The following is a 16,584-nucleotide window of genomic DNA, read 5'->3' as shown; positions in this document are numbered from 1 at the left end:
TAGGCGCGGGGTGGAGCAGCCCGGTAGCTCGTCAGGCTCATAACCTGAAGGCCGCAGGTTCAAATCCTGCCCCCGCAACCAAATCCTACCAGATACACTCATGAGCAATATCGCTGGCGCGAAGACTTCATCTTCGCTGGCGATGGTAGCTCGTCGTCCTGCGGACCATAACCTGAAGGCCGCAGGTTCAAATCCTGCCCCCGCAACCAAATTCCAACATACACATACTCAAAAGCCCGCCCCGTGCGGGCTTTTTGCGTTCCAAAAGTGAGTCAAGGCAGGCATCCAGGATGCGGTAATCCGGATCTTTCACTCGCTGCCTCCCTGAAGTAAGGCAAGGTTTCCCAGCGGCTGCGATCGCCGACGATATAGAGGGGAGGGAGGTTCAGTCGAAGAAGCCCGCATCCTCTTCGCTAAGATATCTCCTGGCCGCTTCGGCGTCGATATCAAGGCCAAGCCCCGGCGCTTCCAGTAGGTCCACCATGCTGTCCTTAACGATCTGCGGCGGCAAGCCGATTACCAGATCCTGCCACCAGGGATCGGAGGCGGTCGGATATTCGAAGGCGATGTAATTTGCCGGCAAGGTGGCGCAGACATTGATCAACGCGCCGAGGCCAAGCAGGCCGTTAGCGATGCCGTGCGGTGCCATCAGGATCGAGTGCATGTAGGCGTGCTCGGCGACCCATTTGAGCTCGGCAATGCCGCCAACATCGGCTGGATCGGGGCCGATGACGCGTACCGCCTGCGTCTCAATCAGTTCCTTGAAATTGTGCCGCAGGTAGATCTGCTCACCAGTGTGGATTGGCGTCGAGGTGGAGGTTGTCAGTTCCCGATAGGCCTGCGGATTGACCCACGGCACGTAGTCGCCAGTCAGCATGTCCTCGAGCCACATCAAATTGTACTTCTCGACCGCGCGAGCGAACTTAATCGCATCAGGCAGCATCCAGCCCGGGCCGCAGTCGAGCGCTAGGCTGACTTTGTCGCCCAGCACTTCCTTCATCGCGATCACGCAGTCGAGCATGTGATTGAAGCCGCGCTCGCTGATCATGCCCTGATCCATGGCACCGTGATAGCCTGCCTTCTTCTGCGTCACGCCGTAGTGGAAGTACTCGAAAGTGTCCTTCATGTTGGAGTGGAAGGAGATTCCTTGCTTGACCATGAAGAAGTTCTGCGGCTGCTCCATCATCCATTTGACGTCGGCGGCGTAATCCTCCGGCCGGTCGCCCCTGCGTTCCTGGCGAATCGAACCATTGTAGACGCGCACCTTGTCCCGCACCTTGCCGCCGAGCAGTTTATAGACGGGCACGCCCGCGGCCTTGCCGGCAATGTCCCACAGGGCATGCTCAATAGCGCTTACCGCCGCGCCGTACGGCTTGAAAGAGCCGCGTTGACGGATCTTCAACATTACTCTTTCGACATCGGTCGGGTCCTCGCCGATCAGCGCCTCGCGGAAATGCAGTACCCAGGGCTTGAGGTAGGTCTTGGTGAATTCGACTTCGCCCAAGCCATAGAAGCCCTCGTCCGTGACGATGCGGACGATTGGATGTCTGCCGATGACGGCGCAGCGGAGATCGGTGATCTTCATCTTTGTTCCTTTTCGCCTCAGCTCCAGGTGCGGTCCCAGGAATACTCATCGTCCCAGTGATCCGTAGGCAGCCAGATGCCGGTGACACCCGGCTGCAGATGCTGCGAGATCACCTCGTCGACGACGTCATCAATCCCCAGGCCCGGCTTGTCTGGAACAGTGACAAAGCCGTTCTTCACCAGTGGCTTGGGAAGGCCGGTGACGATATCGTCCCACCAGTCGACATCGACAGAGTGGTATTCGAGCGCCATGAAGTTTTCAGTCGCGGTCGCGACATGTGCCGCGGCCATTGCTGCGATCGGACTTTCTGCCATGTGGATGACCATGGCGACACCCCGGTCCTGTGCCATGTCGCCGATCTTCTTGGTCTCGAGGATGCCCCCGCTGGTGAGCAGGTCCGGGTGGATAACGGAGACGCCGCCGCTCTTGAGCAGAGGCTCGAAGCCTTCCTTGAGGTATATGTCCTCGCCAGTGCAGATCGGCACTGTGGTGGCGTCCTGCAGTTGTCGGTATTGATCGGTATACTGCCACGGGATCACATCCTCGAGCCAGGCTGGCACGTATTTTTCAATTCGCCTGGCAAGGCGGATGCCGCTCTGCATCGAGATATGGCCGATATGGTCGATTGCGAGCGGCACATCCATGCCGATGACCTCGCGAACCTCGGCAATGTATTGCTCAAGGAAGTCGAGGCCCTTGTCGGAAAAGTGGAGGCCGGTAAATGGGTGTGGGACGTTATGCAAATCGTATGCAGCGTTGCACACGCGCCGCTCTTCAATGGTCTTCAGCGGACCGCGGCCGGGGTGGTCCCGGTAGCCTTCAAGTGAGCCGGCAGGAGACACGACCGCCCCGGGCACATCCGCGATCTGCATCAGCCCCAGATCCATCTTGAGGAAGGTGAAGCCGAGCTCCATGCGCTGCTTGAGGCGCTTGCCGGTTTCGGTGCCACTCGGCACGGTGGCGTCGGTATCGCAATAGACCCGCACTTTCTCCCGAAAACGGCCGCCGAGCATCTGGTAGACGGGGACGCCATAGGCCTTGCCGGCAAGATCCCACAACGCGATTTCCACCGCCGATACGCCGCCGCCTTGCCGGCCGTGCCCGCCGAATTGCTTGATCCGGCGAAACAGTCGATCGATATTGCAAGGGTTCTCGCCAAGTAGCCGGCTCTTCAGCATCAGCGCGTAGGTGGCGCTGGCACCGTCGCGCACCTCGCCAAGCCCGACGATGCCCTGATTGGTGTAAATCTTAAGCAGCACTGAGGCGAACGGAGCGCCGGTGATTTCGGCTACCCGCAAGTCGGTGATGCGAAGGTCGGACGGCTTGGAATGCGTGTTCACACGATTGAGCGCCTCGTCGGCTCCATCTGCCTCTAGCATGGTTTATCCTCGTTTTAGTCCGCGGGGCTGCCGCCGCCCACGCTGGGGCGGTGTAGGGGTTGCTAGTCCAGCTCTATCTCGTGGCTTTGAAGGTAGTCGCGGTTCATTTCAACGCCGAGACCAGGCTTGGGCGTAAGCTTGAGGCTGCCGTTCGAGACATCGAGTGGCCTGTCGATGAGGTGATCGTATTTGCCCAGGTTCCACTCCGACGTTTCGAGTTTGTAGAAATTGGGAACGGTCATCATCACCTGCGCTCCCGCAACCACGTTGATCGGCCCTGCCGCGTCATGCGGCGAGACGGGAATGTAGTAGGCTTCGCATAGGGCAGAAATCTTCTTGAGTTCGGTAATGCCGCCGGTCCATGTGACATCAGGCATAATGTAATCAGCCAGTCTGTTTTCGAGCACCGCCACGAAATCCCATTTCGTATGGCCGCGCTCGCCCCACGAGATAGCGGCGCTGACCTTCTCACGGACCTGTCTAAGCGCATTGAGGCTCTCCGGTGGGCAGGGCTCCTCGAACCAGTCGATCTGACCGGCTTCCTCAAGGCTCCGACAAAGGCGAATGGCGGTGGGAACGTCGAAGCGGCCATGCGCATCGATGAGGATGTCGACATCAGAGCCCGCCGTTTCGCGGATCAGAGCCGTGAGTTCGGCGGCTTCGCGCTCATCCTTGCGGGTCATGCTGCCATCGAGGTAGCCGTCCCGCTGTTCGCGAGGCTGTCCGTCGGCGGTGCGGCCTTGTTGGGGGAAAGGATCGAACTTGAGCGCAGTGTGGCCGGACTCGACGATGTCTCGAATTTCGCGGACAACAGCCTCATTGCTGGTAAATTTAGCCTGGTTGGGGTGGGTGTAGAGAGCAATTTCATCGCGTACCGGCCCGCCCAACAGCTCGTAAATCGGCTTACCCAAGACTTTGCCTTGGATATCCCAGAGAGCTATGTCAATGGCGCTCACGCATTCGACCGCGGCGCCGCGACTGCCCATGTAGGTGAAGCTGCGGAATATCTTGTGCCACAGATATTCGATACGCGCCGGGTCCTCGCCTGTCACAGCGGCACCGATCTGCCTCAGGATCGTGCAGAGGGCGCGATTGGCGAGCCTCGTCGTGGTGGTGATCTCTCCCCAGCCGCTCACCCCCTCATCGGTCGTTACTTCGACGAACAGAAACTCTCCCCAATAAGAAGCATCGGACTTGATGAGCCACGGCCGAACGCTGGTGATTTTCATCTCAACTGCCTTTACTGAAATGTTCGGGATAGCGATAATCCAGGCTATGTATTCTATCCTGCCCGAGCGGCGTTACGCGCGCGCATGTGTTCGAGGATGTGCCGGCCGGAGCCCTCGACATGGCGTGCAATGAGTTCGCCTGCCTCGTTCGCATTTCCCGCTTTTACGTGCGCGATGAGCTCGCGATGCTCGCTAAGGATCGCGGCACGCCGGGCGAGCGTGAAGTTGAAACGCCGGCTCACGGCTCGAAGCACTTCGCGATGCTTCCACCAAAGCTCGGCGGCATGGCGGTTGTAGTGCTTTTGGTACATTACGGTGTGAAAGGCGGTGTCCAGCTCGCTGTGCCTTAACGTGTCGGCGAAGTTGTTCTCTTCAATGAGGCCTTGGATGCGTTCGAGTTCAGCAATGTCCTCGACGGTGGCCATGTTCACGAACCATCGCGTTAGTGCCGGCTCGATCAAGACTCCTATCTCGTAGATGTCCCGAACAAAATCCTGATCTATGGGCCGGACGCGCGCTCCGCGGTTGGGAATGAGGGTGACAAAGCCCTCCCCGCGCAACAGTTGCAAAGCCTCGCGCACGGGGTTGGTCGAGGTGCCGTGGCGCCGGGCGAGATCGGTGACTACAAGCCGCTCGTTGGCAGCGAGCCGCCCTTCGATGATGTCGTCCCTGATCAGTTGATAAAGCGAGGCGCCCTCGCTGGAGGCCCCGATAGCGTCGATGCCTTCGGGTGGCTTTGCTTTAAAATCGCTTGTTTCGGCCAAGGCTGTCCCCAAATCAATACACACATTGCTCGGATATCACGCCAGCCTTCTGTAAACAATGTACGATTTATTCAATTGACAGACAATCTACAATCTGAAAACGTATGATTAGGCCAAAGGGATACATTGGGTGGAGAGTCCCGCGGCCGGGGAACAAAGACCGCTCGCTTCGACGCAGAGCGGCATAGGAGAACCTGGAGGATACCCTATGACGAGGATTTCACTCGGCGGCGCCGTCCTGCGCGGCACTGTCTCGACTGCTTTGATGGTATCACTGATGTCGGCGTCGGCGCTCGGCGCGCCGGTCGACTTGAGCAAGTGGTCGCCGCAATATGTGCGCTCCATTGCCGGCACACAGAATTTTGACACGGCAGCTGATTGCGGCAAGGTCACCCCTCTCGACTACAAGGGGCGGCTGACTTTCTGGTATCAGGGCGTGTTCGAGGGCGACCCCGACCTCCTGCGCCAGTATTACAAGGAGTTCTTCGAGACCTTCCGCAAAACCTATCCAAACATCCAGCTTGAGGAACAAGCCCTCACCTATAACGACCTCTTGGACAAGTTCCGGACCGCGCTCTTGGGCAATGCAGCGCCCATGGCGGTCCGCCTGCAAATCCTGGGCGGCACCGAGTTCGCCTCAAAGGGATATTTGGAGCCGCTCAAACCTGAGGATGTAGGGTATTCGACCGAGGATTTCTGGCCCGGCGCAATGAAGGCTGTAACCTGGGAGGACGTCACCTACGGCATTCCAACCAACAACGAGACGATGGCGTTCATCTGGAACGCCGACATCTTCAAGCGTGCAGGCCTCGATCCGGACAAGGCTCCCGCAACCTGGGACGACGTCGTCAAGTATTCCAAGCAGATCCACGACAAGCTCGGCATTGCCGGTTACGGGCTCGTGGCTCGCAAGAATGCCGGCAATACGCCGTACCGCTTCATGCCGCAGCTGTGGGCCTATGGCGGCGGCGTCTTCGACGAGGCCACCGCCGACCCGACCTATAAGAAGGTCGAGCTCGATAGCCCGCAGAGCAAAGCGGCATTGCAAGCCTCCTACGATATGTATGTTCGCGACAAGTCGGTTCCGGTTTCGGCGCTCACCAACCAGCAGGCCGACAACCAGCCCCTCTTCCTCGCTGGCCAGCTCGGCATGATGATCTCGCACCCGTCCGACTACAACGTCATGCTCGACCTGCAGAAAAAGGCGACGGCCACCGACAAGGACAAGGCGCAGACCGTGATCGACAACATGCGCTATGGCCTAATTCCGACTGGCCCCGACGGCAAGCGTGCCGTCGTGTTTGGCGGCTCCAACATTCACATCCTGAAGCCCGAATATGTCGAAGGCGGCAAGGTAGACGAGCCGGCGGCAAAAGCTATCATCTGCATGTGGACAAGCCCCGAATGGTCACTGAAGATGGCTTATGCCGGCTCGAACCCGGGAAACCTCAACGGCTTCAAGACAAAATGGATGAAGGAACGCCTGGACAGCATCAAGTTTCTTGATGTCACGACCTCGATGCTGCCTTACGGCATCCCGTTCCCGGCACTGCCACAGTCCCCCGAGATCATGAACATCATCGTCCCGGACATGCTCCAGAATGCTCTGACTGGGGCCATGACCGTCGACCAGGCAGCAGATGACGCAGCCAAGAAGGTCAAAGACCTGATGGACGGTGGGCTCTAGTCCAAGTCCAACGTTGACCGGCTGCACATCGGTCGCAGCCGGTTTTGTTCCCAAGGATGAGGGCTCTGCACGGTGACGATCTTGACTGGGAAGGCCGAGGTTTCCCGACGACTACGACCTCATAGGTCCGGAGTGCTGCGAAAGGTCTGGGAGCATCGCGCTGACTACGCGTACGTGCTTCCTGCGATCGCCGTGATGCTCATCGTCATAGCCTACCCCATCTATTACACGATCGAGCTGTCGTTCTTCAACACACCGCCTGGTCTGCAGCTTCGGGACAAGATTTTCGTTGGCCTCGACAACTACACCGCCATCCTCAAAAGCCCGGTGTTCTGGACGGTTACCTCGAACACTCTTATCTGGACAGCGGGATCGACTTTCATCGCATTTGTCCTGGGGTTCGCTTGCGCCCTCGCACTTCATCGTGACTTCGCCGGCCGCGCCATCCTGCGCGCCATCCTGATCATTCCCTGGGTCATCAGCGCGGTTGCCGCGTCATATATCTGGAAATGGATCTACCATTCGGACTTTGGGATCATTGGCTCAGTGCTGGTTGGCCTGGGATTGAGCGACCGGCCGCCGAATTTCATCGACAGCGTCAGTACGGTGTTACCCTCGCTGATCGTCGTGAATATCTGGCGAGAATTTCCGTTCGCCATGATCATGATGATGGCTGGCCTGCAAACGGTTCCCGACCAATTGCTGCGCGCCGCAAAAGTCGACGGAGCCAATGCATGGCAGCGGTTCTGGCACGTCACCTTTCCGCACTTGAGAAACGTCTCGACGGTGACGATCCTTCTGCTGGCAGTAGCCAACTTCAATTCTTTCATCATCCCCTGGATCATGACCGGCGGCGGGCCGTCGAATGCATCGCATATCTGGATCACTCACATTTACGAACTCGCCTTCGGCCGCCAGCGCTGGGGGGTGGCATCGGCCTATTCGGTGCTGCTGTTCCTGATCCTGATGTCGCTCGGCTACTTCTACGTTCGTGCGCTGAGCGGCAACGACCAGAAAGACGGGAGCGAATGAGCACGATTGTCGAGACTGCTCAAGGCCAGGCGCGTCGCCGTATGCGCGTCGATGGATGGCGGTGGGGCGGACGCATCTTCCTTGTGTTCATGCTGCTTTACACCGCATTACCGATGATTTGGATGCTGATCACCTCGATCAAGTCCGGCTTCGCGGCCATGCAATTCCCGCCGCAATGGTGGCCGGACCAACCTACTCTTGCCAGCTACCAGAAGCTGCTCGATCCGCAAAACAGCGTCGGTCAGGACTTCCTTCGTTTCTTCTGGAACAGCCTTTTCGTCTCCACTGCCACGACCATCCTTTCGGTGATCGTGGCGGTTCCTGCGGCCTACGCGTTTTCGCGCTTCACCTTCCCAGGCCGGAACTTTCTGTTCTTCGCCGTCTTGCTTCGCAACATGTTCCCGGCGGTGATCTTTCTCGTGCCGCTCTTCATCCTGATGCGCGCAATCGGGCTGGTGAACACGCATAGCTCGCTCATCCTCACTTACCTCACATTCGGACTGCCGCTGGCAATCTGGCTCCTCAAGGGCTTCTACGACAACATCCCGGTGCAACTCGAGCAGGCGGCGCGCATCGATGGGGCAACGCGGTTCCAGGCCTTTGTCCTGATCGTGATGCCGCTCTCGGCGCCAGGAATCATTGCCACGGCGATCTATTCCTTCATCGGCGCGTGGAACGAGTACATCTACGCCTACACCTTCCTCTCCAAGAACGAGCAGCTGACACTGCCGGTCGGCATTCAGCGCTTCTTCTCAGAAAATACGACGGACTTTCCCGGCCTGATGGCGGCCAGCTTTATGATGAGCGTGCCTGTCGTGGTCCTGTTCCTCGTCCTGCAACGATACTTCGTACGCGCCCTCACAGAGGGCGCAGTCAAGCACTAGGGAGTTGCCGGTGGCCCACGTGGTCCTCAAAGATCTTGTCAAGACCTATGGCAGCTTCAAAGCTGTCAACGATGTTTCGCTGACGGTCAACGACGGCGAATTTGTTGCGCTCGTCGGTCCTTCAGGCTGCGGCAAGACAACCACGCTCAATCTTGTGGCGGGGCTCATCCCCATCACATCTGGCGACATCGTCATCGGCGACCGGGTGGTCAACGACCTCGACCCCAAGGACCGCGACATCGCAATGGTGTTCCAGAACTACGCGCTCTATCCGCAGAAATCTGTCTATAAAAATCTGGCTTTCCCGCTGCAGATGCGCAAACTGCCAAGGGACGAGATCGACAAGAAGGTCAAGGAAGCAGCGCGCGTGCTCGACATGACGCAGTTGCTCGAGCGCAAGCCGCGCGAACTTTCCGGCGGTCAACAGCAGCGCGTGGCGCTCGGCCGTGCCCTCGTTCGCGATCCGGCGGTATTCCTGATGGATGAACCACTCTCCAACCTCGATGCAAAGCTGCGCGTGCAGATGCGGTCGGAGATCAAGCGTTTCCACCAGGACCTCAAGGCGACGATCATCTACGTGACGCACGACCAGCTCGAAGCGGTAACCATGGCCGACAGGATGGCGGTGATGAACGGCGGCTACCTGCAGCAATACGATTCACCGGCGCAGGTCTTTGCCCATCCGGTGAACATGTTCGTCGCCAGCTTCGTCGGCAGCCCGGCAATGAGCCTTGTTCCGCTGGAGGCATCAACGGCAAGCGGCAACACCGTGTTGACCAGCGCGGAGGGCTGGCGCCTCCAGCTTTCGCCAGAAAACGCTCAGAAGGTCTCAAGGGCAACAACCAAGAAAGTCGTGCTCGGCGCACGTCACTCGACGATCAAGCTGCACAAGAGTGCGGTGCCAGGCAGCATTCCTGCCAAGGCCTACACGGTGGAGCCGACCGGAGACGTCACCTTCGTTCAGGCGTTTCTGTCTGGCGCCATCGTCAACGTCAGCGTGCCGCCGACCATTGCCGTCGCGCCCGACGAACAGATTTGGCTCGAGTTCGATCAGGAGCGGATGCATCTGTTCGACGGCGAAACAGAAATGGCCCTCAAGGCCCACTGAGACAGAGCCGATGCGTGCGAACGAGGGCGTGAATGACTACGAAGCTTAAAATCACGGCAATCAAGCCCTATCCAGTATGGGTGGGAACGCGCAACCAGATGCTGGTCAAGGTCGAGACCGACAACGGCATCTTCGGCTGGGGCGAGAGCGGCTTGAGCGGTCGCGAGAAGGCCGTTGCCGGCGCGATCGAGCACTATCGCGAGTTTCTCATCGGCCGCGATCCGATGCAGATTAGTCGGATCTGGCAAGAAGTTTATCGCAGCCAATACTTCGAGGGCGGGCGCGTTCTGCAGGCGGCGATTTCCGCCATCGACATTGCGCTTCACGACATCAAGGGCAAGGCGCTGGGCGTGCCGGCCTACGAACTGCTGGGCGGTAAGCAGCGCGACCGCATTCCTACCTTCGCCTCGACCGGCGACGAGGCCGAGGGCGATGTTGCCATCGAACGAGCCCGCGAACTACGCGCACAAGGATGGAAGGCGATCCGCTTCTTCCCCGTCGGGCAAAACAGCAAGGACATCTTTGAACCGCGGGAGTCGATCGGCGCTACCGCAACTATGCTGAACAAGGCGCGCGAGGCGCTGGGCGACGACGTCGTCCTCGGCATAGACTATCATCATCGGCTGTCGGTGGCAGAGGCAGCGAGCTTCTGTAACAAGCTCGGCCGTGGCGTGATTGATTTCCTCGAGGAGCCGATACGGGACGAGACACCCGAGGCCTACGAATCTCTGCGCACGATGACCGACATCCCGTTCGCCATCGGCGAGGAATTTGCCAGCAAGTGGCAATTCCTGCCCTACATCGAGCGTGGCATCCATCAGTTCAACCGGCTCGATGTTTGCAATGTTGGCGGGCTCACCGAAGCGATGAAGGTCGCCGGTTGGAGCGAGGCGCACTATGTGGACCTGATGCCGCACAATCCCCTCGGCCCGGTCTGCACGGCCGCGACCATCCATCTCGCCGCCGCGGTGCCGAATTTCGCTTGGCTCGAGACCAGGGCTCCCGAAGCAAAGCTGGGCTTCGATAATTCCGACTTCTTCCCCGTGCAACCACGGCTCGACGGACCCGACTATCCGGTCAGCGATCTGCCGGGGCTCGGCGTCGAGGTCAACGAAGAGGCGGTCAAGGCGGAGAGCTTTCGTTTCTGGGAAGCGCCTCACCTGAAGCGCCGCGACGGTTCTGTCACGAACTGGTAGTTTCATCCACCGGAGCCTAAAATGACGCATGCACCCGACATAACGCGACCCACCAAAGAGCTGATCGACGCACTGAAGCAAATCGGCGCCGCGACGGTTTCCGGCACGCTTGGCCACATGGGTTTCCGCAATCCGCACATGGTCGGTCCCGTGCCGCAGAACCGCGGGAAGTCGATCGTCGGGCCGGCGCTGACGCTCCAGTTCATGCCGCAGCGGCCGGACCTCTTCACCGAGGGAGAATATGCCGATCCGGAGACGCAGTTGCACCGGCACGTGCTCTATCACGCGCAGGAGGGCGATGTGGTCGTGGTCGACGCGCGCGGCGACATGAGCTCGGGCGTCTTTGGCGATATGATGTCGACCTATTTCAAAGGCAGAGGCGGCGCTGGCATCGTAATCGACGGGTGCATGCGCGATCGGCCCAATGTCGAGAAGCTGGATCTCCCTTTATGGCTGCGTGGCTGGACTCCCAACTACCATGTGCAGACCAGCATCTATCCCAATGCCGTCAATGTTCCGATTGCCTGCGGCGGTGTCACGGTGATCCCCGGCGACATCATCGTCGCCGATGACGACGGGGTGGTGGTGCTTCCAGTCGCAATGGCCGCGAAGGTAATCGAAGAGTCGCAAAAGCATCACGATTGGGAGGAGTTCTCGCGAGTGAAGCTTATGGAGGGCGGGTCGTTGCAGCGCTACTATCCGCTGCATGACGATGCCCGCGGAGAGTACGAAGAGTGGCGCAAAACAAACCGCTTGGAGAACCGAAGTTAGCCTATTGATTACCCTCGGCGGGCCGCGAACCTTCTGAGGTATCGCCGACGTCTATGCAAAAATAGGGAGTCGAATTTCGCCGTGCGAGACCGCCGGCGGCAACTTCTCCGAACAGCTTCCCGGGGATCACGAGGTGCATCTCCTGTCGATGATCCCGCACGATTGGGACGAGGCCAAGAACCGCGCCCTGCTGCGCCGGTCCTTCGAGGCTTTGCCGAGCGGCGGCGCAGTGATCATCAGCGAGCTTCTCGTCAATGACGAAAAGACCGGGCCGGCGCCGGCCGCGCTGATGAGCCTCAACATGCTGATCGAGACGGAAGGGCGAAACTACACGCCGGCCGAATATTCGGCGTGGCTCGAGGAAGCCGGCTTCCGGCACATCGAGACGGTCTGGTTCGACGCACCCGCCGCGAACGGCGCGGTGATCGGCCGCAAGCCCTAGATCAGGATGATTTGGGCCCAATCGGCCTAAAATATGAAACCTGATCTAAATCAGAGCATGATGTCGTCTGAAAACCGCGCACACTTTTCGGCATCATGCTCCAGAGCAACGGGACGGAGGGAAGCATGAGCATTCACGATTTCGGAACTGCTGTCACGCGCGTGGCGTCGCGGGCGGCCAGGCGGGTGTTGCCCGCAGCATTCGCAGCGCTGGCGGCGGCGATTGGATCGTCGCCTGCCGGCGCGGCCGACAGCGAGCTGGTCGAATGGGGGAAATACCTGGTGACCATCACGAGCTGCACCGATTGCCACACGCCGGGACATTTCCTCGGCAAGCCGGACATGACGCGTCACCTCGGCGGCTCCGAGGTCGGTTTCGAGATCCCTGATGTCGGGGTGTTCTACGGCCCCAACCTCACGCCCGATGAGGAGACGGGTCTCGGGCGTTGGAGCGAGCGTGATATCGTCACTGCGATCCGGACAGGCAGGCGCCCCGACGGACGCATACTCGCTCCGGTCATGCCGTGGCCCGCATTGGCGAAGCTCACCGACTCTGACGCCGCGGCGATTGCGGCCTATCTCAAGAGCCTGCCGCCGGTGAGCAACAAGGTGCCCGGACCGTTCGGGCCGGGCGAGGCGCCAACTTCGTTCGTGATGAAGATCGTGGCGCCGGCGGAGAAATAGGGGCGGCGCATTGCAGGGCGGCGCCCATCCCATTTCCGGCTCACGACTCGCGCGGAGTCGCCCCGGATGATCGCGCCGGAGTTCAGTTCGGGAAGAGAACATCGCCCTTCCCGAGCCCGTATTTTCGCCGCCTGCCGCGCTTTTTGAGATCAGCGCGACCAACAGTTGCCCCTCCGTCCTGAGTATTTTGCCCACGCGAAACTCTGTTTCCAGTCTGCGTATCGCCTCCACATTGCGCTTTACAACTATATAACATAGTTGCTACGTTACTAGCAATGGTGAGGCGAGCCTGCTGACTGGTGTTGGGCTGCCCTTGATGAAGGACGCTGCGACGATGTCTGGGACCTATGCTACCTTTTCCGACGATAGTTTTGCGGGCCGAAGCGTCCTTATCACGGGCGCAGCGAGCGGAATGGGTCTTGAAACGGCAAGGGCCTTCGCCAGCAAGGGCGCGGAAGTCGTCATGGCGGATCGTGACGAGGCGGGGCTGAAGCGCTACGGTGCGGAACTGCGCAATGGCGGCGCGGCTATTCACACCGTGACGGTGGATGTCAGCGATCAGGAAAGCATCGACAAGGCCTTCGATTTTTGTGACGCAAATCTGGCGCGTCTCGATAACGTCGTGACATGTGCAGCGATCATCACAGCCAAGCGTATATTCGAGCAGGATCGGGCGCATTGGCATCGCGTGCTCGATGTCAATCTGCTCGGCAGCTTCTTCGTCGTGCAGGCGGCGGTCAAACGCATGCTCGACAACGCCGATGGCGGCAACATCGTCTGTATCGCCTCGGATGCCGGCGTGCATGGCGGCGGCGGGCTGATCGCCGATACCGCTTATGCGGCATCGAAAGCCGGGATCTTGTCGATGGTCAAATCGGTGGCGCGGGAACTTGCGAGCAAGAAGATCCGCATCAACGCGCTGAACCCCGGGCCGACGGATTCCCCGATGCACTCCCATATCGACCAGTCGCTGAAGGACCGCATCGCCGGCAATCTGCCGATGCGGCGCATGGGACGGCCCGAGGACATGGCGGCGGCAATCATGTTCCTGTGCTCGGATGCAGCCAGCTTTACCTACGGCGCCGCGCTCGATGTCGATGGCGGATCGATGTTCCGCTAGATGGGGAGGGGATAGAAGTATGCAGCAGACAGCCCGCCGTTACGCCTATTCGGCCGATATTCCCGAACTCGATGGTGTCGATGTGCTCGTCATCGGGGGCGGACCATCGGGATTATCGGCCGCGGTCGCGGCGGCACGTCTTGGCGTGCGGGTACGCCTTGTGGAGCGCTACGGCTTCCTCGGCGGCAACCTTACGGCGGGCCTCGTCGGCCCCTGCATGACCTCCTATTCGCTCGACGGCAGCCAGCAACTGATCCGGGGCATCTACGAAGAATTCGTTCTGCGGATGATGGCGCTCGGCGGCGCGCTGCATCCGAGTACGATCCCGGCAGGTTCGGCCTATTGCGGCTTCATCGTCTACGGCCACGACAAGGTGACACCTTTCCAGCCTGAGGCGGCGAAGGTCGCGGCGCAGCGCATGTGCGTCGAGGCGGGAGTGGAATTGTTGCTGCACACCATGGTCGTCGATGCCATTGTCGATGACCATGACGCGGACAATCCCCGGGTGCTCGGGGTCGTTTGCGCCGGCAAAGGCGGGTTGAGGAGCGTTCGTGCCAAGGTCGTCGTCGATTGCTCGGCCGACGGCGATGTCGCCCATTATGCCGGTGTCCATACCCGTCAGGGGCGGGAAAGCGACGGCCTTTCCCAGCCGCAAACATTGTTCTTCCGCGTGCAGAACGTCGATGACCAAGCTGTGGAGGATTACATCCGCGCGCATCCGCAGGATTTTCGGCCTTTCGCCTCGATCGTCGCCAAGGCGACGGCCGAGGGCCGCTTTCCCGCGCCTCGCCGCGGCATCGGCCTTTACAAAACCATGGAACCGGGCGTCTGGCGCATCAATACCGGCCGCGTGTTGCGCCGCAATGGGGCTGATGCCCTTGAGCTCTCGCTTGCCGAGGTCGAAGGCCGGGAGCAGACCGTGGCGCTGCTCGATTTCTTCCGCAACAATCTGCCCGGCTTCGAACAGGTGGAACTGCGGGACACGGCAACCCAGATCGGCGTACGGGAAACCCGACGGATCGATGGAGCCTACGAACTGACGCTGCAAGATTTGCATTCCGGCCGCGCCTTCGACGATGTCGTGGCGTTGTGCGGCTATCCGCTCGATATTCACGACCCCACAGGCTCGGGCGGTGGGACCGGTGGCGAGGGGCTTGATGCGGCGAATATCTACCAGATACCTTACCGGGTCATGCTGCCGCGCGTTCATGAGGGCCTGCTGGTGTCCGGCCGCGCGGTCTCGGCGACGCATGAGGCGCTCAGCGCCATTCGCGTCATGCCGCCCTGTTTTGCGCTCGGCCAGGCGGCCGGTGTTGCCGCGGCACTTTCGGTCGGCAACAGGGCCAGTCCCCGGCATGTCGACTACGCGGACTTGCGCAGGGAACTTCTGGCCCAGGGCGCCTATCTTGGCTGACGGAAGGAGAAAGCGGGGAGCGATACCCGCGGTTTCTCAAGTCAGGCCTTCAGATGAAGGGTCACCAGCACGGTGCATTCAGCGCCATCGGCAAATCGGGTTGCAACGCGCAGCCAATTGCCGAAGGCGTTGAGCCGGGCCACGGCAACGCCGTCCTGTTCGGCCGGCATGGCGAATTCCGTTCCTTCCCGGACCCAGTGCATGCCGTCAGGCGAGATTTCCACCCAGCCCTTGGGTGCAGTGCCGACGGGAGGCTTCAATGCCCGAATGAAGAATACGGCTTCATGCGCCCAACCGGCCTCATAGGGTTCGCTCGCGGCGTCACCGCTCCAGCGCTCATTGCGGGTTATCACCGCCGTGATGTTTTCGGGAAGCATCAAAAATCCCCTGAAATGCAAATGGAATCGACATAGAGAAAGGCACGCTTGGCGACATCCGTCTCGGCGAACAGGCAGAAGTTCAGCATGCACCAGAGGTTTTTCATCGCCGGAATCCGGATCGACTCGAAGCCGGATACATCGAAATTCCGGTCGTTGCATTGCAAGCCGGTCGCCTTCATGGAGGCGAGGTCGAAATCGAAGCGCATATAGCTCCAGTTCACCTTCGTCGGGATCTCGTTGTAGCAGAGCCGTTGTTCACCATCCGGCAAGTCCAGCCAGCCTTCGGGCGCCAGGTGATAGTGGCTTACGGTCTTGTCTTCCCGGCCGATGGCGGTGAAGGGCGTGGTCTCGCGTTTGTACTGCCATTTCTGCAAGTGCTTGCCGTCAAGTGCATTGAGAAAGCGCAGATGCGGCATAACCCGCTCGCCGTCTCCGTCCCGATCGCCGCATTGCAGATCGAACAGGAAGCCGATCGATCGCACGTCGGTTTCCGATAGTTTCAGCTCCGTCGCCTCCGGCTTGAACGTGAAGAAAATCTCGAAGCGGATCGGGCCGCGCTTGCGGAAGGTATGGCGCTTGATTGCAACGTTCTGGGCGCCCGGTTTTGCCTTTGTGGCGATCTTTAGCGCATAGGACGAATCCATGCCGCCGTGGGATCCTGCATCCCAATGCCCGAGAGTTGAGAGCATGGCGCTCGAGTGCTGGGCAAAGCCCGGCAGCATGACGTCGAGGCTGTCCTCGTAATTGCCGACCAACTGCGACCAGCCGCAATGCCCGCGCGAAAAATCGTCAAACGACAGGATGCGCGGCAGAGGATCGAAACGACTGAGCGCCGGATCTGCGCGAAGCATTGCGAGCCTCATGGCTTCCATCATGTCGGCTGTAGAAGAGGGCGCTGATGTCGTCATTA

The 16,584-nt window shown here is 60.0% G+C and carries 16 protein-coding genes and 1 tRNA gene; 11 read left to right on the top strand and 6 right to left on the bottom strand.

What is annotated here, in order from left to right; genetic code table 11:
• Positions 1 to 4 precede the first annotated feature (4 nt).
• Positions 5 to 81 (top strand) — tRNA-Met (locus BS630_RS23125).
• Between the two features lie 304 nt (positions 82 to 385).
• On the opposite strand, the gene BS630_RS23120 is transcribed toward BS630_RS23125, so the two are convergent.
• The 4 genes from BS630_RS23120 to BS630_RS23105 all read right to left on the bottom strand — a co-directional run bounded on the left by BS630_RS23120 (position 386) and on the right by BS630_RS23105 (position 4,957).
• Complete coding sequence (locus BS630_RS23120; RefSeq protein WP_077979189.1) at positions 386 to 1,585, bottom strand: mandelate racemase/muconate lactonizing enzyme family protein; 1,200 nt, start codon at positions 1,583 to 1,585, stop codon at positions 386 to 388.
• Positions 1,586 to 1,602: 17 nt separating this feature from the next.
• The gene (locus BS630_RS23115; RefSeq protein ID WP_077979188.1) at positions 1,603 to 2,964 is read right to left on the bottom strand and encodes a mandelate racemase/muconate lactonizing enzyme family protein; all 1,362 of its coding nucleotides are present in this window, start codon (positions 2,962 to 2,964) and stop codon (positions 1,603 to 1,605) included.
• Between the two features lie 62 nt (positions 2,965 to 3,026).
• Positions 3,027 to 4,214 carry a mandelate racemase/muconate lactonizing enzyme family protein gene (locus tag BS630_RS23110; protein WP_342588088.1) on the bottom strand — a complete coding sequence of 396 codons (1,188 nt, stop codon included), beginning with the start codon at positions 4,212 to 4,214 and terminating at the stop codon, positions 3,027 to 3,029.
• A 32-nt stretch (positions 4,215 to 4,246) separates the two neighbouring features.
• Positions 4,247 to 4,957, bottom strand: coding sequence for a GntR family transcriptional regulator (locus BS630_RS23105; protein WP_077979278.1), 711 nt, complete (start codon positions 4,955 to 4,957; stop codon positions 4,247 to 4,249).
• 208 nt (positions 4,958 to 5,165) lie between these two features.
• On the opposite strand from BS630_RS23105, the gene BS630_RS23100 reads away from it, so the two are divergent.
• The 10 genes from BS630_RS23100 to BS630_RS23055 all read left to right on the top strand — a co-directional run bounded on the left by BS630_RS23100 (position 5,166) and on the right by BS630_RS23055 (position 15,294).
• Entirely contained in the window at positions 5,166 to 6,644 is a 1,479-nt protein-coding gene (locus BS630_RS23100; protein ID WP_017961866.1) for an ABC transporter substrate-binding protein, read from the top strand.
• A gap of 72 nt (positions 6,645 to 6,716) precedes the next feature.
• A complete protein-coding gene (locus BS630_RS23095) occupies positions 6,717 to 7,676 on the top strand; it encodes a carbohydrate ABC transporter permease (RefSeq protein WP_027663776.1) in 960 nt (319 codons plus the stop codon).
• Positions 7,673 to 8,560, top strand: a complete 888-nt coding sequence (locus BS630_RS23090; RefSeq protein ID WP_077979186.1) for a carbohydrate ABC transporter permease — start codon at positions 7,673 to 7,675, stop codon at positions 8,558 to 8,560. Before BS630_RS23095 ends, BS630_RS23090 begins: the two co-directional genes overlap by 4 nt.
• Positions 8,561 to 8,570: 10 nt before the next feature.
• Positions 8,571 to 9,668, top strand: coding sequence for an ABC transporter ATP-binding protein (locus tag BS630_RS23085; protein WP_077979185.1), 1,098 nt, complete (start codon positions 8,571 to 8,573; stop codon positions 9,666 to 9,668).
• A 32-nt stretch (positions 9,669 to 9,700) separates the two neighbouring features.
• Complete coding sequence (locus BS630_RS23080; RefSeq protein WP_077979184.1) at positions 9,701 to 10,864, top strand: mandelate racemase/muconate lactonizing enzyme family protein; 1,164 nt, start codon at positions 9,701 to 9,703, stop codon at positions 10,862 to 10,864.
• A 21-nt stretch (positions 10,865 to 10,885) separates the two neighbouring features.
• On the top strand, positions 10,886 to 11,635 hold the full coding sequence (locus BS630_RS23075; protein ID WP_077979183.1) for a ribonuclease activity regulator RraA: 750 nt from the start codon (positions 10,886 to 10,888) through the stop codon (positions 11,633 to 11,635).
• A gap of 40 nt (positions 11,636 to 11,675) precedes the next feature.
• The gene (locus BS630_RS23070) at positions 11,676 to 12,077 is read left to right on the top strand and encodes a methyltransferase (protein WP_312875954.1); all 402 of its coding nucleotides are present in this window, start codon (positions 11,676 to 11,678) and stop codon (positions 12,075 to 12,077) included.
• Positions 12,078 to 12,202: 125 nt separating this feature from the next.
• Positions 12,203 to 12,760: a c-type cytochrome gene (locus tag BS630_RS23065; protein ID WP_077979182.1), complete on the top strand. Its 558-nt coding sequence runs from the start codon at positions 12,203 to 12,205 to the stop codon at positions 12,758 to 12,760.
• Between the two features lie 316 nt (positions 12,761 to 13,076).
• The gene (locus BS630_RS23060) at positions 13,077 to 13,880 is read left to right on the top strand and encodes an SDR family NAD(P)-dependent oxidoreductase (protein WP_077979181.1); all 804 of its coding nucleotides are present in this window, start codon (positions 13,077 to 13,079) and stop codon (positions 13,878 to 13,880) included.
• 19 nt (positions 13,881 to 13,899) lie between these two features.
• Positions 13,900 to 15,294, top strand: coding sequence for an FAD-dependent oxidoreductase (locus tag BS630_RS23055; protein ID WP_077979180.1), 1,395 nt, complete (start codon positions 13,900 to 13,902; stop codon positions 15,292 to 15,294).
• A 41-nt stretch (positions 15,295 to 15,335) separates the two neighbouring features.
• Here the strand turns inward: BS630_RS23055 and BS630_RS23050 are convergent, their stop codons facing one another.
• Together BS630_RS23050 and BS630_RS23045 are read right to left on the bottom strand one after the other, a co-directional pair.
• Complete coding sequence (locus BS630_RS23050) at positions 15,336 to 15,671, bottom strand: hypothetical protein (protein ID WP_077979179.1); 336 nt, start codon at positions 15,669 to 15,671, stop codon at positions 15,336 to 15,338.
• Complete coding sequence (locus BS630_RS23045) at positions 15,671 to 16,537, bottom strand: DUF6772 family protein (RefSeq protein ID WP_026265415.1); 867 nt, start codon at positions 16,535 to 16,537, stop codon at positions 15,671 to 15,673. Before BS630_RS23045 ends, BS630_RS23050 begins: the two co-directional genes overlap by 1 nt.
• Positions 16,538 to 16,584 lie beyond the last annotated feature (47 nt).

This window comes from Rhizobium laguerreae (genome assembly GCF_002008165.1).
Lineage (GTDB): Bacteria > Pseudomonadota > Alphaproteobacteria > Rhizobiales > Rhizobiaceae > Rhizobium > Rhizobium laguerreae.
The sequence above is the reverse complement of the archived record's forward strand: the minus strand, read 5'-3'. Positions and strand labels throughout refer to the sequence as shown.